The 20,306-nt window shown below is 72.8% G+C and carries 16 protein-coding genes; 9 read left to right on the top strand and 7 right to left on the bottom strand.

Features of this window, described 5'->3' with window-relative positions; translation table 11 throughout:
- The first annotated feature begins 122 nt into the window (after positions 1-122).
- The 3 genes from IH09_RS12300 (at position 123) to rarD (ending at position 4,451) form a co-directional block, all read left to right on the top strand.
- A complete protein-coding gene (locus tag IH09_RS12300) occupies positions 123-2,075 on the top strand; it encodes a 2-oxoacid:acceptor oxidoreductase subunit alpha (RefSeq protein ID WP_052856216.1) in 1,953 nt (650 codons plus the stop codon).
- A complete protein-coding gene (locus IH09_RS12295; RefSeq protein ID WP_052856215.1) occupies positions 2,068-3,162 on the top strand; it encodes a 2-oxoacid:ferredoxin oxidoreductase subunit beta in 1,095 nt (364 codons plus the stop codon). The genes IH09_RS12300 and IH09_RS12295 overlap by 8 nt, the downstream gene beginning before the upstream one ends.
- A gap of 251 nt (positions 3,163-3,413) precedes the next feature.
- Positions 3,414-4,451, top strand: coding sequence for an EamA family transporter RarD (gene rarD / locus IH09_RS12290; protein WP_052856214.1), 1,038 nt, complete (start codon positions 3,414-3,416; stop codon positions 4,449-4,451).
- Between the two features lie 483 nt (positions 4,452-4,934).
- Here rarD and IH09_RS12285 read toward each other — a convergent pair whose 3' ends face one another.
- Positions 4,935-5,399 carry a hypothetical protein gene (locus tag IH09_RS12285; protein ID WP_052856213.1) on the bottom strand — a complete coding sequence of 155 codons (465 nt, stop codon included), beginning with the start codon at positions 5,397-5,399 and terminating at the stop codon, positions 4,935-4,937.
- 371 nt (positions 5,400-5,770) lie between these two features.
- On the opposite strand from IH09_RS12285, the gene IH09_RS12280 reads away from it, so the two are divergent.
- Positions 5,771-6,013: a DUF6296 family protein gene (locus IH09_RS12280; protein WP_052856212.1), complete on the top strand. Its 243-nt coding sequence runs from the start codon at positions 5,771-5,773 to the stop codon at positions 6,011-6,013.
- Positions 6,014-6,050: 37 nt separating this feature from the next.
- Here the strand turns inward: IH09_RS12280 and IH09_RS12275 are convergent, their stop codons facing one another.
- The 4 genes from IH09_RS12275 to IH09_RS12260 form a co-directional block, all read right to left on the bottom strand.
- Positions 6,051-6,917, bottom strand: a complete 867-nt coding sequence (locus IH09_RS12275; protein WP_052856211.1) for an ABC transporter permease — start codon at positions 6,915-6,917, stop codon at positions 6,051-6,053.
- The gene (locus IH09_RS12270) at positions 6,904-7,980 is read right to left on the bottom strand and encodes an ABC transporter ATP-binding protein (RefSeq protein WP_052856210.1); all 1,077 of its coding nucleotides are present in this window, start codon (positions 7,978-7,980) and stop codon (positions 6,904-6,906) included. Before IH09_RS12270 ends, IH09_RS12275 begins: the two co-directional genes overlap by 14 nt.
- A 223-nt stretch (positions 7,981-8,203) precedes the next feature.
- The gene (locus tag IH09_RS12265) at positions 8,204-9,472 is read right to left on the bottom strand and encodes a LolA family protein (RefSeq protein ID WP_052856209.1); all 1,269 of its coding nucleotides are present in this window, start codon (positions 9,470-9,472) and stop codon (positions 8,204-8,206) included.
- Positions 9,473-9,965: 493 nt separating this feature from the next.
- Positions 9,966-10,979 (bottom strand): polyprenyl synthetase family protein, encoded by a 1,014-nt coding sequence (locus tag IH09_RS12260; RefSeq protein ID WP_052856208.1) that lies wholly within the window; start codon positions 10,977-10,979, stop codon positions 9,966-9,968.
- A 238-nt stretch (positions 10,980-11,217) separates the two neighbouring features.
- Between IH09_RS12260 and IH09_RS12255 the strand changes: the two genes are divergently transcribed.
- On the top strand, positions 11,218-12,690 hold the full coding sequence (locus IH09_RS12255; protein ID WP_052856207.1) for an oligopeptide:H+ symporter: 1,473 nt from the start codon (positions 11,218-11,220) through the stop codon (positions 12,688-12,690).
- A 44-nt stretch (positions 12,691-12,734) separates the two neighbouring features.
- Positions 12,735-14,777 carry a CocE/NonD family hydrolase gene (locus tag IH09_RS12250; protein ID WP_052856206.1) on the top strand — a complete coding sequence of 681 codons (2,043 nt, stop codon included), beginning with the start codon at positions 12,735-12,737 and terminating at the stop codon, positions 14,775-14,777.
- Positions 14,778-14,814: 37 nt separating this feature from the next.
- Here IH09_RS12250 and IH09_RS12245 read toward each other — a convergent pair whose 3' ends face one another.
- Both IH09_RS12245 and IH09_RS12240 read right to left on the bottom strand, forming a co-directional pair.
- Positions 14,815-16,044 carry an FAD-dependent oxidoreductase gene (locus IH09_RS12245; RefSeq protein WP_052856205.1) on the bottom strand — a complete coding sequence of 410 codons (1,230 nt, stop codon included), beginning with the start codon at positions 16,042-16,044 and terminating at the stop codon, positions 14,815-14,817.
- A 24-nt stretch (positions 16,045-16,068) separates the two neighbouring features.
- On the bottom strand, positions 16,069-17,358 hold the full coding sequence (locus IH09_RS12240; protein ID WP_052856204.1) for a carboxylate--amine ligase: 1,290 nt from the start codon (positions 17,356-17,358) through the stop codon (positions 16,069-16,071).
- A gap of 287 nt (positions 17,359-17,645) precedes the next feature.
- Here IH09_RS12240 and fahA point away from each other — a divergent pair, with 287 nt between their 5' ends.
- The 3 genes from fahA (at position 17,646) to IH09_RS12225 (ending at position 20,207) form a co-directional block, all read left to right on the top strand.
- On the top strand, positions 17,646-18,911 hold the full coding sequence (gene fahA, locus IH09_RS12235; RefSeq protein ID WP_052856203.1) for a fumarylacetoacetase: 1,266 nt from the start codon (positions 17,646-17,648) through the stop codon (positions 18,909-18,911).
- Positions 18,908-19,558, top strand: a complete 651-nt coding sequence (locus tag IH09_RS12230; RefSeq protein ID WP_052856202.1) for a GOLPH3/VPS74 family protein — start codon at positions 18,908-18,910, stop codon at positions 19,556-19,558. The genes fahA and IH09_RS12230 overlap by 4 nt, the downstream gene beginning before the upstream one ends.
- Positions 19,559-19,724: 166 nt before the next feature.
- Complete coding sequence (locus IH09_RS12225; RefSeq protein WP_052856201.1) at positions 19,725-20,207, top strand: hypothetical protein; 483 nt, start codon at positions 19,725-19,727, stop codon at positions 20,205-20,207.
- Positions 20,208-20,306 lie beyond the last annotated feature (99 nt).

Here is a 20,306-nt window from a genome sequence, read left to right as displayed (position 1 = left end):
GGCCGCCCCAGGGAAGGCCCCCCTTACCCACGTACGATGGATCGGGGACAACCGGTCGGTGCGACACGTCCCGAGCCCTGCCTCCGTAGGGCCGCCGCACGCCTCTAGGGAGGTCTGAAGCAGTGACCAGCCAGGTCAGTAGCCCAGCCGAGCAGGCCGACGCAGCGCTCGTCGGGGAACAGCGCCATACCGGTGACGGCGGCCAAGGCAAAGAAGTCCGACGCCTGGACCGGGTCATCATCCGGTTCGCGGGTGACTCCGGTGACGGTATGCAGCTCACGGGCGACCGGTTCACCTCCGAGACGGCGTCGTTCGGCAATGACCTGTCGACGCTGCCGAACTTCCCCGCCGAGATCCGTGCCCCCGCCGGCACCCTCCCCGGCGTCTCCAGCTTCCAGCTGCACTTCGCCGACCACGACATCCTCACGCCCGGTGACGCGCCCAACGTCCTGGTGGCGATGAACCCGGCCGCGCTCAAGGCGAACCTGGCCGATGTGCCGCGCGGCGCGGAGATCATCATCAACACCGATGAGTTCACCAAGCGCCCGATGGCGAAGGTCGGCTACGCGACCAGCCCGCTGGAGGACGGCTCACTGGAGGCGTACAACGTCCACCCGGTGCCGCTGACGACGCTGACGATCGAGGCGCTCAAGGAGTTCGGGCTGTCGCGAAAGGAGGCCGAGCGCAGCAAGAACATGTTCGCGCTGGGTCTGCTGTCGTGGATGTACCACCGGCCGACCGAGGGCACCGAGAAGTTCCTGCGGTCGAAGTTCGCGAAGAAGCCGCAGATCGCCGAGGCGAACGTCACGGCCTTCCGGGCCGGCTGGAACTTCGGCGAGACCACGGAGGACTTCGCGGTCTCCTACGAGGTCGCCCCCGCGACGAAGGCGTTCCCGACCGGGACGTACCGGAACATCTCCGGCAATCTGGCGCTGTCTTACGGACTGGTCGCCGCCGGGCGGCAGGCGGAGCTGCCGGTCTACCTGGGCTCGTACCCGATCACCCCGGCCTCCGACATCCTGCACGAGCTGTCCAAGCACAAGAACTTCGGCGTGCGCACGTTCCAGGCGGAGGACGAGATCGCCGGGATCGGGGCGGCGCTGGGCGCGGCGTTCGGCGGCTCGCTGGCCGTGACGACCACGTCCGGTCCCGGTGTGGCGCTGAAGTCGGAGACGATCGGACTCGCGGTCAGCCTGGAACTGCCGCTGCTGATCGTGGACATCCAGCGTGGCGGTCCCTCGACGGGCCTGCCTACCAAGACCGAGCAGGCCGATCTGCTCCAGGCGATGTACGGGCGCAACGGCGAGGCGCCGGTGCCGATCGTGGCGCCGCGGACCCCGGCCGACTGCTTCGACGCGGCACTGGAAGCGACCCGTATCGCGCTGACCTACCGCACCCCCGTCTTCCTGCTGTCCGACGGCTATCTGGCCAACGGCTCCGAGCCGTGGCGGATTCCCGAGGTCGCCGAACTCCCCGATCTGCGCGTCCAGTTCGCCACCGCCCCGAACCACCAGCTGGCCGACGGCACCGAGGCGTTCTGGCCCTACAAGCGCGATGAGCGGACCCTGGCCCGCCCCTGGGCCGTCCCGGGCACGCCGGGCCTCGAACACCGCATCGGCGGCATCGAGAAGCAGGACGGCACCGGCAACATCTCCTACGACCCCGCCAACCACGACTTCATGGTGCGCACCCGCCAGGCGAAGATCGACGGCATCGACGTCCCGGACATCGAGGTCGACGACCCCGCCGACGAGTCCGGCGCGGGCGCCGACACCCTTGTCCTGGGCTGGGGTTCGACGTACGGGCCGATCACCGCCGCGGTCCGCCGGGTCCGGGGATCGGGCGAGCGGATCGCCCAGGCGCATCTGCGCCACCTCAACCCCTTCCCGCGGAATCTCGGCGCCGTCCTGAAGCGTTACGACAAGGTGGTCGTGCCGGAGATGAACCTCGGGCAGCTCGCCACGCTGCTGCGCGCCAAGTACCTGGTGGACGCGCGCTCGCACACCCAGGTCAGCGGAATGCCGTTCAAGGCCGAGCAGCTCGCGGAGGTCTTTAAGGAGGCCATCAATGACTGAGACGATCTCGGAGCGGCCCTCGCAGATCGAGGCGCTCTCCCTGGTGCCCAAGGCCGAGGCCAAGCAGTCCATGAAGGACTTCAAGTCCGATCAGGAAGTGCGCTGGTGCCCCGGTTGCGGTGACTACGCCGTCCTCGCCGCCGTACAGGGCTTCATGCCCGAGCTCGGCCTGGCGAAGGAGAACGTCGTCTTCGTCTCCGGTATCGGCTGCTCCTCCCGCTTCCCGTACTACATGAACACCTACGGGATGCACTCCATCCACGGCCGCGCCCCGGCCATCGCCACCGGTCTGGCCACCTCCCGGCGCGACCTGTCCGTCTGGGTCGTCACCGGCGACGGCGACGCGCTCTCCATCGGCGGCAACCACCTCATCCACGCCCTGCGCCGCAACGTCAACCTCAAGATCCTGCTCTTCAACAACCGGATCTACGGTCTGACCAAGGGCCAGTACAGCCCCACCTCCGAGGTCGGCAAGATCACCAAGTCGACGCCGATGGGCTCGCTGGACGCGCCGTTCAACCCCGTCTCGCTGGCCATCGGCGCCGAGGCGTCGTTCGTGGCCCGTACGGTCGACTCCGACCGCAAGCACCTCACCTCGGTGCTGCGCGAGGCCGCCGCCCACCCCGGCACGGCGCTGGTGGAGATCTACCAGAACTGCAACATCTTCAACGACGGCGCCTTCGAGGTCCTCAAGGACAAGGAGAAGGCCGAGGAAGCCGTCATCCGACTGGAGCACGGCAAGCCCATCCGCTTCGGCACCCCGGCCGAGGACGGCCTCGGCTCCAAGGGCGTGGTCCGCGACCCGGCCACCGGCGACCTCAGGGTCATCGACGTCCGGGCGGAGGGCGCCGACGGTGTGCTGGTGCACGACGCGCACAGCCCCTCACCGACCACCGCCTTCGCCCTCTCCCGCCTCGCCGACCCCGACACCCTCCACCACACCCCCATCGGTGTGCTGCGCAACGTCGAACGGCCGGTCTACGACACCCTGATGTCCGACCAGCTCGACGCCGCCGTCGAGCAGAAGGGCAAGGGCGACCTCGCCAACCTGCTGGCCGGCAACGACACCTGGACCGTCGTGGGCTGACGGCCTCCAGGCCGCTGGTCCCCCTGTGCGGGCCGTACGCGGGTGTCCGTACGCGAGCGTCATCCGACGCGGCGTACGGGCACCCGCGGTCGTTTTTCGAAGGGGCTGCCGGGGTCGGCCGGGCGGGAGAAGACGTAGGGCGTCCTCCGCCCCCGCGTTACTGTCATGACCGTATGCCGATACGGGCATGACAGCGGAGCCGTGCGGCGTTACCTTCGCAGGGCCGGCCTAGCACCATCTGGAGGGTCCCCTTGCAGCCTCGAAGCGACCAGCGCGCAGGTCTCGCCTACGGCTTCGCCGCTTACACCATGTGGGGCCTGCTGCCGCTCTACTGGCACCTGCTGGACGCCGCCTCACCGTCCGAGATCCTGGCCCACCGCATGGCCTGGTCGCTGCCGGTCGCCGTCGTCATCCTGGCCGTGCTGCGCCGCTGGAGCTGGATAGGCCCGCTGCTGCGGCAGCCACGCAGGCTCGCACTGATCCTGGTGTGCGCCGTCGTCATCTCGGCGAACTGGTTCCTCTACATCTGGGCGGTCAACTCCGGGCACGTCCTGGAAGCCTCGCTCGGCTACTTCATCAACCCGCTGGTCAGCATCGCCTTCGGCGTGCTGGTGCTGCGCGAGCGGCTGCGGCCGATGCAGTGGACGGCGGTGGGCGTCGGCACCCTCGCCGTGATCGTGATGACCCTCGCCTACGGCAAGGTGCCCTGGATCTCGCTCGGGCTGGCCTTCTCGTTCGCGACGTACGGACTGGTCAAGAAGGGCATCAAGCTCGACGGCATCGAGGGCTTCAGCGCCGAGACGGCACTCCAGGTACTGCCCGCGCTGGGCTTCCTGATCTTCCTCGGCACCCGCGGCGAGTCCGCGTTCACCTCCGGCGGGACCGGCCAGGCTCTGCTGCTCGCGGGCTGCGGTATCGCAACCGCGCTGCCGCTGATCTGCTTCGGCGCCTCGGCCGTACGGCTGCCGCTGACGACGATCGGGATGATGCAGTATCTGGCGCCGACCTTCCAGTTCATCCTGGGGCTGACGGTCTTCCACGAGGCGATGCCGGCCGAGCGCTGGGCCGGTTTCGCGCTGGTGTGGCTCGCGCTGGTGGTGCTGACCTGGGACGCGCTGCGGACCGCCCGGCGCGGGCGGGCGGCGCTGGCCGATGCCGGGACGCGGGCGGGCGAGGCGGTCGCCTCGGGTGCCCGCGCCGCGGCGGCGACGGCGGAGGCGACTTTGGAGACCGGCCCGGAGCCGGCAGCCGGGAAGTCGCCGGCCCCGGAGACGACGCTCGAACGCTGACCAGGGCCCTGGCGGATCAGAGCCTCGTAGGGCCCCGGACCGCGGCCTCGTGGGGTCGCCCCTCAAGGGCCCGGACCCCGGCCTCGTAGGGTCGCCTCTCAAGGGCCTGGACCGCGGCGTCGTAGGGCCACGGACCACGGCCTCGTAGAACCCGTACCACGGCCCCGTAGGGTCGCCCCTCAAGGGCCCGGACCCCGGCCTCGTAGGGTCGCCCCTCAAGACCGCGGTGTCGGAGGGCCCGGATCCCAAGAGCCCGGATCACGATCTCGCAGGGCCCGGAACCCGTCCGGCGGACATCCGGGCACCCGTACGCCCCGCCCCCTCCGCCAGAGCCCTGACCTCCGGGCTGCTGAACCTCGTACGGGAAAGCCTCGGTACGGAAAGCTTCGGTACCGGAAATCCCCGGCCCGCTGCCGATGGGCGGCGGGCCGGGGCGTGTCCTGGGCGTGTCCTGAGGGCCGGCGCGAGGCGGCCCCGGGAACGTCAGGAGTGGTAGTGCTCGACGATGGCGGTGGCGATGCCGTCCTTGACGGTGACGCGGACCTCTATGGCGTTCATCTTCGCGGCCTTCTCCAGCTGCGCGTGAGTGCAGGGCGAGGTGCCGTAGCCCTGGTCGTCCACGGTGACGTTGCCGTTGGCGACGCAGATCCCGGCCGCGCCGAGCACCTTGGTCTGCGGGCCGACGTAGAACGCCTGGGCCAGGCCGCTCTTCGGGGCGACGATCAGCTTCTCCTGCGTCAGGTATTCCAGGGTGCCCAGCCAGGTGCCGCTGACGCCCTTCTGCACGGCGGGGGCCTGGTGGGCCGTGGCGGCGGCCGGGGTGTGACCGGTGACGGGCGCGGCGTTGCCGGCGGTCGCGGTGAGACCGAGAGCCGCGACGGCGACGACGGAGGCAGCGACGACGCGGCGGGCCTGGCGGCGGTGGAACAGCGCGGTGGTGAAGGGCATGGGGGCGTTCTCCCTGGGACGTGTGGTGCGAGCGGGTGGCCGGAACGCGTGGTCAGCACGTTCGGAACCAGTGGTCGGAACGGGTGGCCGGACCCGGTGGTCAGGTCCTCGGTGACACCGCCCCAGCCTCCTGCGCACCGCTGTCGCCTCGCTAACGACCGGCTAACGGCGGCGCCGTCCGGGCCCGTCGGGCCCGCCGACGACAGGCGCGCCGGCCGGGCCTGGGCGACGATGGAAGGAGCAGATGCGGGCGGCGTACCAGCGGCGCGCGGCGACGGAGGGCGGCGCGGACCGGCACGGCGCGATCCCGGCACGGAGCGGAGCGGCGCCGCAGGCCCAGGCCCCTGCCGAGCCATGTCAGGAGGCCCCTGATGGATTACCCGGAGAGCTATGAGCTGGTGTTTCAGGCAGCCGCCGTGGAGGACGACGTGGTGATCGTGCGGCGTACCGACCGGGCCGGCGCGGGCGGCTATCCGATCTACGAGGACGAGTCGGGGATCGTCCGCGCGGAGATCAGCGACCGGGCGGAGGTGCGCATGCTGGCCAGCGGCGGCCACCAGGTGCTCCTCGCGCCGACGATGGCCAGGCCGCTCAGCGGGCCGGGCGCGCGCTGAGCCCCGCCCGCCTGTCCTGTCCGCCCGTCCCGCCGCGCTATGCCGTGATGTCGCGGGTGGTGAAGCGGGCCCAGGCCGCCGAGCCGAAGACGACGGTGTACAGGGCCTGGAGGCCGAGGTTCTTCTGCAGTTGGTCCCAGTAGACGGGGTCGCGGAGCAGGTCCGCGAAGGAGAGCCAGTAGTGCGGGAAGAGATACGGCTGGAGGGTGTGCAGCTGCGGGATGGTGTCCAGGATCTGCACGGTGATCAGCAGGCCGACGGTGGTCGCCATCGCCGCGATGCCGCTGGTGGTGAGCGTCGAGACGAACAGGCCGAGGGCGGCCACCCCGGTGAGCGAGAGCGCGACCACACCCGCGATGGCCAGCGCGCGCAGCAGCCCCTCGCCGAAGGACACGGTCGTACCGGAGAGCAGCGTGACCTCGCCCAGCGGGAAGAGCAGGGCGCCGACCGTCAGCGCCGACAGAGCCACGACCAGGGTGCCGACCAGGCAGAACAGCATCGTCGTGGCGTATTTGACCAGCAGCAGGCGGGTGCGTCCCGCGGGGGCGACGAGGAGGTAGCGGAGCGTCCCGGCATGGGCCTCACCGGCGATGGCGTCGCCCGCGAGCACGCCGATGGACATCGGCAGGAAGAACGGCAGCGTGACGGCGAGGGAGGTGAAGACGAGGAAGAGGCCGTTGTTGGTGACCTGGGAGATGAACGCCGGGCCGCCCCCGCCGCCCGCCGGACCGGCGCCGCCGGTCTCGATCTTCACGGCGATGCCGACCAGGACCGGTACGCCCGCGAGCACCGCCAGCAGCGCGAGGGTGCGCCAGCGGCGGAACGTCGTACCGATCTCGTTGCGCAGCAGGCCCAGTGACCACAGGGGCCGGGGCCGGCGCGGCGCCGTGTCAGCCCGCGACATCGAAACCCTCCCCGGTCAGCCGTACGAAGGCGTCCTCCAGTGAGGCGCGCTGGGTGCCGAAGGCGCGGACCCGGACGCCGGCGTGGACGAGCGCGGCGTTCAGCTCCGCCAGGTCCGGCCCGCCAGGCCCATCGGGCCCTTCCGATGCCCCCAATGTGCCCGGTGCGCCTGGTGTGCCCGCTCTGTCCGGTGGTCCGGCGGCGGGCGGCAGATCGCCGGTCACCAGGTCGCCGGCGCTCTGGAGGTCGGTCACACCGTGCTCCTTCAGCACGCGGACCGCGTCCGCCGGGTCGGGGGTCGTCACCGTCAGCCGGCCGCGGCCGGACGAACCGAGCACGGCGGCGGAGAGGGCGGCGACCGTGCCCTGGGTGATCAGTCGGCCGCGGGCCATCACCGCGGCGTGCGTACAGACCTGCTCGATCTCGTCGAGGAGGTGGGAGGAGAGGAAGACGGTGGTGCCGTCCGCCGCCAGCTCCCGGACGAGGGTGCGGATCTCCCGCATGCCCTGCGGGTCGAGGCCGTTGGTCGGCTCGTCCAGGACCAGCAGCTCACGGGGCTGGAGCAGGGCCGCGGCCAGTCCCAGGCGCTGCTTCATACCGAGGGAGTAGGCGCGCGTCTTCTTGCCGGCCACGGCGGCCAGGCCCACCCGCTCCAGCGCGCGGCCGGCCCGCTCGGCGCGGGTGCGGGGATCGGCGGTCGGGTCGGCGGCGTCCAGGCGCAGCAGATTGCCGCGGCCGGTGAGGTGACCGTAGAGGGCCGGGCCCTCGATCAGGGCGCCGACCCGGGGCAGCACCCGGCGGCCCGCGCCGGGCATCGGCAGACCGAGCACCCGCGCACTGCCCGCGGTCGGTTCGATCAGGCCCATCAGCATGCGGATGGTGGTCGTCTTGCCGGAGCCGTTGGGGCCCAGGAAGCCGAAGACGCTGCCGCGCGGTACGACGAGGTCCAGACCGTCGACGGCGAGCTGGCCGCCGCGGTACGCCTTGGTCAGCCCACTGATCTCGATCGCCGCGTCCCCGGCGGTCAGGGGCGCTCCGGGGTGCGCGGCGGACGGCTGTGGCATCGGCTCCCCCAAACGTCGTGCGTCGGTGCGACGCCGTGTATCCATGCGACGCCGCGTGTCGGTGCGGCGTCCGGTGCCGGTGGGACGTCGCGGGTCTGGGCGACACCGCGTATGCGGCGTGACGTCGGTTGTGCGTGACGTCACGCCGCACCGCGGTCCGGCGCCGGATGCCGCCCCGGATCCGGCCGGGGCGGCGGCCTCGGCCGTTTCCTCCACGGCCTCGTTACTTCGCGGCGTTGGCCGCGTCGACCAGTGCCTGCTTGTCGACGGCGCCGACGTAGACCGTGCCGTCATCCGTCATCAGGGCGTTGACCAGGCGGGTGCTGAAGACCCGGCCGGAGCCGAAGGAGCCGGTCACCTTGTCGCCGAGGCTGTCCAGGAACTTGCCGGCGTCACCGGCCGCGCCCTTGGCATCGGCGCCCTTGGCACCGGCGGAGGGCAGACCGGAACCGGCACCCTTGATCGTGGCGATGGACGTCCAGCCCTTGCCGCTGACGGTCAGACCGCCCAGACCCTTGAAGTCCTTCAGGTCCTGGCCCGGCTTGACCTCCTTGTGCGCCTTCGCCCGCTCCTTGTCGCCGTCGACGACCTGCGCGCCCTTGGGCGGTGTGAAGGCGAACGTGTGCGCCTCGGGCTTGGCGAAGTCGACGGTGGTGAAGCCCGCGTCGATCGCGGCCGCACCGCCGCTCTTCGGCGTGAGGGTGAACTTCAGCGGGACGCCGTTGGCGGCGTCCACCGAGATCCGGATCGAGCCGACCGTCGAGGCGCTCTGCTTCGGCTTGATGACCAGCTGGTAGGCGTCCCGGCCGGCGATCTTCGCGGTGCCGTCGACGGTGACCGACGTGGTGTCGCCCGCCGCCTTCAGGGCCTCCTTGGCGAGGTCCTGCGGGGTGGCCTGCTCCAGGCCCTTGGGCAGGCCCTGCGGCGCGCCGCCCTGGTGGCCCCGCTCGCCCTGGGGCGCCTTGCTGTGCAGGGCGGTGTTGCTGCCGCTGTCGTACGCCCAGACCTCGCCGCCGTTGTGGACGATGCTGTACTCGGCGGCCTTGTCGACGATCGAGAGCCGCTGCTTGTCGGGACCGTCGACGGCGACGCGCAGCGTGTGCGCACCGGACGCCAGCTCCATCAGCTTGCTCTGCGGGGCCGCGGACGCGCCGTCCTTGCCCTGCTCGCCGCCGCCCTTGCCCTGCTCGCCGCCGAACCCGCCCGCGCCGATGCCGCCCGGCAGCGACGGCAGGCCCAGGTCCGTGGTGATCCGGACCGTGCCGGACAGCTGCTGGGTGTCCGACTTGGCGATCTTGGCTATGAGCTCCTCCGCGGAGATCTTCGGCAGATCGGGGGAACCGGAGCCGGCGAACGCCGGGACCAGCCCGATCGTCGCCGCCGCGACCCCCGCCACCGCGACCGGTACGGCGTACCGCACCGCTTTACGGCGCTTCGAAGAGCGCCCCTCGCCCCCGTCGCCGATGACCTCTGCCGGTTCGTTCCGTGACATGTGCCCTACCTCCGTCGTGAATCGGCGGTTCTGCTTCGCACTCGTCCACCCCGCGGGCTCATTGTCACCCGACCGCCGTGCTGTGGTGATTCCCATCCCACCAAATCGGCGGGCGTACGGCGTCAGCCCGGGGAAGCAACTCGTCCTACTGCTGAGGGATGAGCTCGGGGCGCCGCAAGGTGGAGTCCGTACGGCGGGAGGTTGACCGCTCCCCTGAGAAATGCCCGCGCCACGACCCCTAAGGGGCGGAGAACCACCGGACCGCCGAAGTGTCAGCCTGCACAGTCCGCCGGTGTCCCGGACCGCCGAAATGTCGGGCCGTCGAGCTGCCGGACCGTCACCTCGAAGAGACGCACCGGCCGGACCGCCGGCCCCCGAAGAGCCACCGGCCAGGCCCCTGCCGCCAAGCCTCCGCCCGCCGAAGAGGCCCCGTCAGACCCGCCCGCACGACACGGGCGGCACCTGTCGCCGCCCGTACCGTCAGGCGCACCCGTCACCCCGCCCGGTGGACCACCGCGTCGCAGAGGCTCTCCAGGGCCGACTTGGCGAGGCAGGACGGCAGCGGCGCCAGCGTGGCGCGGGCCTCCTCGGCGTAGCGCACGGTGTCCCGGCGGGCCTGTTCGAGCGCCGGGTGGGCGCGCAGCAGGGCCAGCGCCTCGGCGTGCCGGGCGTCGTCGGTGAGATCGCCGGCCAGCAGCTCGCACAGCGCGCGGTCCTCGTCCGTACCGGCCGCGCTCTCGGCCCGCGCGCGCAGATGCAGCACCGGCAGCGTCGCGACGCCCTCCCGCAGGTCCGTGCCCGGCGTCTTGCCGGACTCGTGCGAATCGCTGGCGATGTCCAGGACGTCGTCGGCCAGCTGGAACGCCGTGCCCAGCCGCTCGCCGTACTGGGTGAGGATGTTGACGGTCGACTCGTCGGCGCCCGACATCATCGCGCCCAGCCGGCACGCGACGGCGACCAGCGAGCCGGTCTTGCCCGCGAGGACATCCAGATAGTGGTCGATGGGGTCGCGGCCGGCGTCCGGTCCCGCGGTCTCCAGGATCTGGCCGGTCACCAGGCGCTCGAACGCCTCCGCCTGGATCCGGACCGCCTCCGGCCCGAGGTCGGCGAGCATGTGCGAGGCGCGGGCGAAGAGGAAATCGCCGGTCAGGACGGCGACGGAGTTGTTCCAGCGGGCGTTGGCGCTGGCCACGCCGCGGCGCACATCGGCCTCGTCCATGACGTCGTCGTGGTAGAGCGTCGCCAGATGCGTCAGCTCCACGACGACGGCCGAGGGCACCACCCCGGGGCTGTGCGGATCACCGAAATGAGCGGCCAGCATCACCAGCAGCGGACGGAACCGCTTGCCGCCCGCGCGCACGAGATGCTGCGCGGATTCGGTGATGAACGGCACGTCGCTTTTGGTGGCCTCCAGCAGGCCCTCCTCCACAGCCGCCAACCCGGCCTGGACATCGGCCTCAAGAGCCTGGTCCCGCACGCTCAGCCCGAAGGGCCCGACGACGGTCACGAGGGGTACTCCTGTCTGCTGACGATCAAACGGAATGTCGATCTGTCGCTGTCTCCACCATTGGTCAGGGTATCCGGTCGCACTTGGATCACCGTGAGCGCCTGTCCCCCGAGCCACCCCATCGGTACGCCGACCGTTGGGCCGGTATGTTCTGCATCACCTCTTGGTGGTGGTTTGCGCTGCGAAAGACGGGAGAGCAGAAGCAAGCGCATCCCCAAGAGCACCAGGAGCAACACCTGTGACCGAAGCCCCGACCCCCCGCGCGGGCCATGCCTTCTTCGGCCATCCTCGCGGGCTGCTCACCCTCTTCGGTCTGGAGATGTGGGAGCGGTTCTCGTTCCTCGGCATGCAGGCCATTCTGGTCCTCTACTTCTCCGACCAGGTCGCGAGCGGCGGCCTGGGGATGGCCCAGAACACCGCCGCCTCGGTGACCGCCGCCTACGGCACCCTCGTCTACCTCGTCTCCGTCGCCGGCGGCTGGCTCGCCGACCGAATACTCGGCAGCTACCGCGCGGTGCTGTGGGGCGGCGCCCTCATCGCGCTCGGCCACTACGCGATGGCGGTGCCCGCCGCCGCCATGACCTGGGTCGGCCTCGGTCTGATCATCGCCGGTACGGGGCTGCTCAAACCGAACGTGTCGACGATGGTCGGCAAGCTCTACGCGACGGATGACGAGCGCCGCGACGCCGGCTTCGCGCTCTACTACATGGGCATCAACATCGGCGCCTTCCTCGGCCCGCTGATCACCGGCTGGCTGGGCCAGAAACAGGGCTGGCACCTGGGCTTCTCGGCCGCCGCGGTCGGTATGACGCTCGGTCTGGTCCAGTACGTCCTGGGCCGGCGCCGGCTGGCCGGCCGCCGGGACGGCGCCGAATTCGCGCTGCTGCCCAGCACCATGCGGCGCGCGGTGTGGCTGATCGTCTGCGGCACGCTGCTGGTCGCGGCCCTCGCCACCACCCTCGCGCTGACCGGTCTGCTCACCCTGCCCCGTACCGTCGACGCGCTCACCGTCCTCTCGGTGATCGCACCGGTCGTCTACTTCGCCGTGATGTTCAAGAGCCCGCAGGTCTCCGCCGAAGAACGCGGCCGGCTGCGCCCGTACATCGTGCTCTTCGCCGCCTCGGTCGTCTTCAACTTCATCCTCTTCCAGTCGTATTCGACGATGACGCTGCTGGCCGCGGACCACGCCCGCACCGACGTCCTCGGCTGGGACTTCCCCTCGACCTGGTACAACTCCGTGCTCGGCGTCGCCGAGGTGCTGCTCGCGCCGGTCGTCGCCGCCGTCTGGGTCAAACTGGGCCGCCGCCAGCCGCACGCCTCCCGCAAGATCGCCTACGGCGTGCTCCTCGGCGGCCTCTCCTTCCTGGTGATGGTCCCGGCCACCACCGGGCGCACCGGCGACTGGACGATGGCCGCCTGGTGGCTGGTCGGTTCGTACGTCCTGCTCGGGCTCGGCGACATCCTGCTGGAGACCACCGGCATGTCCGCGACGACCAAGCTCGCACCGGCCGCCTTCGCCAGCCAGACCATGGCGCTGTGGTTCCTCTCCCTCGCCCTCGCCAACGGCATCCAGGCGCAGGCCGTCAAGCTCTTCGGCGTACTGCCCAACGACCTCTACTTCGGCCTCAACGGCGCGTTCGCCGTGGTCGTGGGCCTGGCGGTGATCGCCGCCGGGCCGTGGCTGCGCCGCACCATGCACCCCGTCCGCTGACCCGCCCGCACCCGCCGCCCGCCGCCGTCCCTGGGACCCGCCTCATGCACATCCGGACCGACTTCCCCCACCAGACCTTCCGCGAGGACGTCCGCATCCCCCTGCCGGACGGTACGCAGCTGTACGCGCGGATCTGGCGCCCCTACGGCACCGAGCCGGTGCCCGCCCTCCTGGAGTACCTGCCCTACCGCCTCGGCGACTGGACGGCGCCCCGCGACGCCCAGCGCCACCCCTGGTACGCCGGGCACGGCTACGCCTCCGTACGCGTCGATGTGCGCGGCCACGGCAACTCCGAGGGGCGGCCCACCGACGAGTACTCCGAGACCGAGCTGGCCGACGGCCTCGCCGTCATCGACTGGCTCGCCGCCCAGCCGTGGTGCTCCGGCGACGTCGGCATGTTCGGCATCTCCTGGGGCGGCTTCAACAGCCTCCAGCTCGCCGCCCTCGCACCCGAACCGCTGAAGGCGGTCGTCACGGTCTGCTCCACCGACGACCGCTACGACAACGACGTGCACTACATGGGCGGTTCGGTGCTCGCCGTCGATATGCACGCCTGGGCCGCCACGATGCTCGCGTTCGCCTCCCGGCCGCCTGACCCGGCACACGTCGGCGACGGCTGGCGGGAGCAGTGGCGGGACCGCCTGGAGGCCGTCGAACCCCTCATCCACACCTGGCTCGCCCACCAGTCCCGCGACGCCTACTGGCGGCACGGCAGCGTCTGCGAGGACTACTCCACGGTCAAGGCCGCCGTCCTGGCCGTGGGCGGCTGGCACGATCCGTACCGCGACACCGTGCTGCGGCTGATCGAGCAGCTCCCCCGGCACGGCACCGCGCCGGTACGCGGGATCATCGGCCCCTGGTCGCACCAGTACCCCGACCGCGGGCTGCCGCCGGGCCCCGCGATCGGCTTCCTCCAGGAGACGCTGCGCTGGTGGGACCGGTGGCTCAAACCCGCCGCACGCCCGGCGGACGGGGGTGCCCGCGACGCCGGTGCCCGCGACGTCATGGACGAGCCGCTGCTGCGCGCCTGGATCAGCGAATCCCATCCGCCGGCCACCGTCTATCAGGAGTTGCCGGGCCGCTGGGTGGGTGACGCCGTCTGGCCCTCGCCGCGGGTGACGCCGACCACGTACCCACTGCCGGGCGACCGGCCTCGGCCGGTGCGCTCACCGCAGCACACCGGCGTGGACGCGGGCCGGTTCTTCCCGTTCGGCAACGACGCCGATCTGCCGCCCGACCAGCGCGAGGAGGACGGCCGCTCGGTCTGCTTCGACCTGCCGGAGCTGACCGAACGGACGGAGATCCTCGGCCGGGCGCGGGTCCGGCTGCGGCTGACCTCGCAGGTGCCGCGCGGCCAGGTCATCGCCCGGCTCTGCGATGTCGCCCCCGACGGCTCCTCGACCCTGGTCACCCGCGGCGTGCTCAACCTCCTCGCCCGGCACGGCCGGGACCGCGCCGTCGAATGGCCGCCGGGCGCCACCGAGGACGTCACCTTCGAACTGAACGGCATCGGGCACGCCTTCCCGCCGGGCCACCGCATCCGCCTGGCGCTGTCCTCCGCGTACTGGCCGTGGATCTGGCCGCACCCGGACGCCTCGGGCTGGACCGTCGACCCGGCGGCCTCCACCCTCGAACTCCCGGTCCGCGCACCCGGCTCCGACGGCCCGCCGGTCACCTTCGCACCCCCCGAGCAGGCCGAGCCGCTGGGCGTCGTCTTCCCGGCGGACCCCGGCCTGCGCCCGGAGCGGCGGGTGGTGCGCGATGTCGCCGCCGGGGAGTGGACGCTGGAGGTCGATCCGCGCTACGGCGGCACCCGGATCTACCCGGACGGCCTCGAATTCACCGAGGACGCCCAGGAGACGTACCGGATCCGCACCGACGACCCGACCGGAGCCACCACCCGCTCCGACTGGTCGGTCCGGCTGCACCGCCCGGCCCTCGGCTGGGACGTCCGCATCGCCACCCACTCCGAGATCACCGCGGACGAGGACGACTTCCACACCGTGAACGAGGTCGTCTGCCACGACGGTGACGAGGAGTTCTTCCGGCGCACCTGGCACCGCCGGATCCCGCGGACGGCCGGCTGAGCGCGGCGGCGGGGCCGAACCGGACCGGCCCCGCCGCTCACCCGTACGCCCGTGCCACCGCGTGCGCCAGCCTGGGGGACGCGAACGCGGTGCCGCAGACGAAGCGCATCACCGGGCCGAACGAGGCGGCCGCCGGCAGCCCGGTGAAGTACAGGCCCGGTACGGAGGAGCCGAAGCCGGCGTCCAGCAGCGGACCGCCGGCCCCCACCGCGATCCCGGTGCGCAGCCCCTGGCCCAGGAAGTCCAGCGCCGCCAGATCCATCCGGTAGCCGGTCGCGGCCAGCACATGGTCGGCGGCCAGTTCCGACAGTGCCGACGGTGCCGAGCGGTGCCCGGCCGCGCCGCGCAGCGTCAGCACCGGGCGGCCGTCGACGATCCGGGCCCGGACGATCCGCCGCCCCTGGGTGACCCGCACCCGGCCCACGAACCGGTCCCGCAGCCACCACGCGCCCAGCGGCCCCAGCACCCGCCGCACCAGGAACCGCCGGGCCGGCGCCGGCAACTGGCGGAAGGCCCCCGCGTGATACGTCAGCGCGTACAGCGACCAGGCGTTGCCGAACGGCGTGCGCGGGCGCAGCCGCGGCTGCCGGTCCGGCGGCGCCCCGAAGCCCACCGCCGCCCGCCCGCGCGCCACCACCCGTACGGACGCCGCGCCCTGCTCCGCCAGCAGCACCGCGCTCTCCAGCGCCGACTGCCCGGCGCCGACCACCACCACGTCCCGCCCGGCCAGCGCCGACAGGTCGTGGTGCTGCGCACTGTGCGAGACGGGCCCCGTGGCGGACGGCCCGGCCGGTACCGCGGCGGCCAGTTCGGCCGGCAGATGCGCGATCTGGCTCAGGCCGGTGGCGACGACCACCGCCCGCGCGGCGGCCACCTCACCGCTGTCCAGCTTCAGCTCGAAGGCCCCGGCCCGCCGGTCCACCGACACCACCCTGACCTGTTCCAGCTCCGGCACCAGCCGCTCCTGCACCCACCGTCCGTACCGGATGAACGTCCCGACGGGGATGACGTCCCAGTCGGACACATAGCGCCCCTCCCCCGTCGCCGCGCAGAAGTCGCCGAGGGTGTGCCCGGCCTGCGGGGTGTCGATGCTGGAGGCGGCGGGCGTCGACTTGAGCAGCATGCCCGCGGGCATCTGCTCCCGCCAGCTCACCATCGGCCGCCCGAAGACCCGCACCGGCAGGCCGCGCGCCCGCAGATGCGCGGCCGTCGACAGGCCGTACGGGCCCGCCCCGATGACTGCTACCGGTGCTGTCGGAGTGCTCACTTCGGTCCCTCCCCGAGTGATGGCTCAGCGCTGCGCCGCACCGCCGCCCGCGCGGTCCGGGCCCGCCCGGCGGCCGGTCCGCCGCAGCTGCGCCAGATGCCGGACACCCGGCCCGGCGCAGCGCGCGAGCATCGTGAAGAACGGCAGCGGGTCGTCGCCCGCGAACCAGGCCAGTTCCGTGCCCGCCGCGCGCGCCGGCGCGTGCGGCGTCGTCCCCCCGCTGCGCCGGTAGGCGAGCAGCGCGGGCAGATCGATGTTCTCCACGACGAAGCGGTGCCCGGCCCGCTGTTCGCCCTCCGGGACGGCGCGCCCGGTCAGGTCCAGATGCTGCGCGCGGACGACGTCCACCCCCGCCTCGCTCTCGAAGAGCCGGAACTGCGCGCCCATCCGCGGATTGAAGTCCAGCAGTTTGTACCGGCCGTCGCGGCGGTCGAACCGCCAGTCCAGGTCGGCCGTCCCGCTGAACCCGATCCGCTTGGCGAACTGGGCGCTCAGCTCGGCGAGTTCGGGGTTGTCCACCACGTACGCGCAGGCCGTCATCCCGGCGTGCGGCGGCCAGGAACGCACCTTGACACCGGTGAACAGGGCGAGCGCCGCGCTGTCCGCGTCGAAATAGGCGTGCACGATCCAGTCCTCGGCCTCCTCCCGCGGCAGGTACTCCTGGAGGATCACGCCCGGCCGCGGCCCCCAGTCCCGCGCCAGGTCCAGCAGCTGGGCCGGTCCGCCGATCCGGGTCGTCCCGGCGACCGCGGGCCACCTGCGCCGCAGGAACGCCTCGCGGTTCTTGGCCACCACCGGAAAGCGCGCCCGCCCGGCGTACGCCTCGATGTCCGCGTACGAGCGGGGGAAGACGGCGGCCGGTGAGGGCACACCGTGTTCGGCGCAGAGCTCGTGCAGCCCCTCCTTGCTGGCCAGCCGGCGGGGCAGCCCGGCCGCCACGCGCGGCAGCAGGAACGGTCCGGTGAGGGCCGCGGCATGCTCGGCGATCAGCACCGCCGCCTCCTCGTCGGTCGGGATCAGCACCGCCGGACGGCCGATCCGCCGGCCGATCCGCAGCAGCCCGTCCACCAGGTGGGCCGGCTCCTCGCGGCCGGTGGTCGGCCAGACGAAGCGGCCGCGGAGGTAGCGGGAGGCCGCGGCGGGCGTGAACCGGTCCTCGGTGATGGCGTACATGGGCACCCCGAGCCGCCCCAGGCTGCGGATCGCGCCCACCCCGCCGTGGTGCAGCGGGTAGTCGCCGATCTTCACGATCAGCCCCGGCACACTCCGGTCGACCGCCGGCCGTCCGCCCCTGCGCGCCACCTGTCCCCCCAACAGCGGCCACCCGGCCCCGGCCGCGCCCGCAAAGGACGCTAGGCCCGGACTGCACGGTGCGCCAAGGCTTTTCCGGACATTCCGCAAGGCCGGGGCCGCCGCACCCGGCCGGCGTCCGGTTTCCCTCCCCCGCCCGGATACCTTCCCGCCGCCCATCCCGCCGCGCCGCGCCCCGCCGTACCCTGATCAGCGGACCCACCGGTCCGCGGATCACGGCCCACCGGCCGCGGGCCCAACCGGCCGGCCACCGGCCGTCCACCGGAGACGACGAACGCGAGGAGCTGTCCATGCCGCCCGTGCAGAGCCCGGAACCGAGCCCCGAGCAGAGCCCGGAAAAGAGCCCGGCGCAGGGCCCGTTCGACCTGGCGGAGGGCGATCCCTTCGGCCCGCACACCCTCCCCTACGGCGTCTTCAGCACGCCGGACGCGCCCACCCGGCGCCGGATCGGCGTCCGCTACGGCGACCACGTCCTCGATCTGAGCGACCTGCCCGCCGCCGTCCGGCCGCCGCACGCCGATCTGCTCGCCGCGCCGACGCTCAACCCGCTGCTGGCCGCCGGCCGCACGGTCTGGCGGGAGGTCCGGGCGGCCGTCCGCGCCGCCGTCACCGAGCCCGCGCACCGCACCGCCCTGACGCCGCTGTGCCACCCGCTGGCCGACGTCACCCTGCACCTCCCCTTCGAGGTCGCCGACTACGTCGACTTCTACGCCAGCGAGCACCACGCCACCAACGTCGGCCGCATCTTCCGCCCCAACGGCAGCGCCCTCCCCGCCAACTGGAAGCATTTGCCGATCGGTTACCACGGCCGGGCGGGCACCATCGTCGTCACCGGCACCCCGGTGGTACGCCCCAACGGCCAGCGCAAGGGCGGGGACGACGCCACGCCGCTCTTCGGCCCGTCCACCCGGCTGGACATCGAGGCCGAGGTCGGCTTCGTCGTCGGCGCGCCCTCCAACCACCACGAACCGGTCGCCCTGGACGCCTTCCGCGACCACGTCTTCGGCGTCTGCCTGCTCAACGACTGGTCCGCGCGCGACATCCAGGCGTGGGAGTACGTACCGCTCGGCCCCTTCCTCGGCAAGTCGTTCGCGACCTCCGTCTCCGCCTGGATCACCCCGCTCGACGCCTTCGACGAGGCCCGTACGCAGCCGCCCGCCCGGGACTTCCCGCTGCTGCCCTACCTCGACGACGCGGCCGCCGAGCCGGGCGGTATCGACCTGCGCATCGAGGTCACCGTCAACGGCGAGACGGTCTCCCGGCCGCCGTTCGCCTCGATGTACTGGACGGCCGCCCAGCAGCTCGCCCATATGACGGTCAACGGCGCCTCGCTGCGCACCGGCGATCTCTTCGCCTCCGGCACCGTCTCCGGGCCCGAACCGGACCAGCTCGGCTGCCTGCTGGAACTCACCAAGGGCCAGGGCCCCTTCCTCCAGGACGGCGACGAGGTCACCCTGACCGCCTGGGCGCCGGGCCCTGACGGCGCCCGCATCGGCCTGGGCGAGGTCACCGGCCGGGTGCTGCCCGCACCCGCCCTGGGCGGCGACCAGGCATGACCCCCGCGCCGCCGCCCTCGCTCACCCTGCCCGAGGAACTCCTGCTGCTCGCCCTCGATCCCGGCCGCGGCCGGCCCGTCGTCAGCCGCACCTCGCTGCGGTACGGCCTGGCCGGCGCGGCGCTGGCCGATCTGGCGGCGGCCGGGCGGATCACCCCCGAGGGCGGCGGCCGGTTCACGGTGGCCAGTCCGCTGCCGCTGCACGATCCGGTGCTGGACGGCGCCTTGGCCACGCTGCCCGGCCCGGCCAAGGGCGGCCGGGGCATCCGGGCACGACGCTGGGTGCACGGCGCCGGCCGCACCGTCCAGGAACTCTGCCTGGACCGCCTGGCGGAGCGCGGCGCGGTACGCCGGCGGACCGGCCGTGCCCTGGGCCTCTTCCCGTACGCCCGTTTCCCGGTCGGCCGGGTGGACCTCACCGGGCCGGCCCGGTCCCGCTTCAAGGCCGCCGCCGACGCCCACTTCCCCGACCCGCGCAGCCGCCTGCTGGGCGCCCTCGCCTCGGCGACCGGTCTGGACGCCAAGCTCCTGCCCGGCGGCGCCTTGCGCCCCCTGCGCCGCGAGCTCCGGCGCCTGGCCAAGGAGGAGTGGACGGCCCACGCGGTACGCCAGGCCATCCAGCAGGACAGGAACGCGGCGGCCCCGTAGGGGCCCGGCGCAGGGGGTGCGCCGGGGCTGCCGCCCCCCAATTCCCTTATCCCGACGGTCTGTTACGGGTCTCCGATGCACACCGACTCCCTCCGTACGGCCGCCGGGTCCCGCCCGCCCGGCTGCTAGCCTCACGTCTCCCTGTCCCCCAACGGAGGAGACGTACGTGCGCAAGGCAGCACAGGCCGTCGGGACGGCCGCCCTCGCCGCGATACTGCTCGGCGGCTGCGGCAGCGGCGACACCGGGGACGGCAAGGACGGCGGGCCGCGGCCGGAGAGCGCGCCCCCGGACCGGGGCACCGGCACACCGGCGGGCGGTTCGGCGATCGAGGGCGCCTGGGAGGCGAAGTCCGCCCACGGCAAGCTGATTCTGGCCATCACCCACGGCACCGTCGCGCTGAGCGACGGACAGAAGACGGCCTGTCTCGGCACGGTCCAGGAGCCGGCCGGGGTGACCAGCGCCGTCCTCAAGTGCACCGACGGGGACGCCACCCGCACCCGCGGCACGCTCCGGCCCGCCGCCGACGGCAGGAGTCTGAGCGTCAGCTGGCAGAGCGGCCCCGCCGAGAAGTACACCAAGTCCACCGACGGCAGTGTGCGGATGCCGGACCTGCCCAGGCTGCCCAGCGGCGTGCCCGACGGCGGCTGACCCGCCGCCCGTCCCGCACCGGCCGCACACACCGACGGCCGCCGCCCCGAGCCCCTTGCGGGGACCGGAACGGCGGCCGTCGGCGCGCCCCCGTACGGC

Source organism: Streptomyces celluloflavus, assembly GCA_000720995.1.
Classification (GTDB): Bacteria; Actinomycetota; Actinomycetes; order Streptomycetales; family Streptomycetaceae; genus Streptomyces; species Streptomyces celluloflavus.
This window is presented reverse-complemented; position numbering and strand designations above follow the sequence as displayed.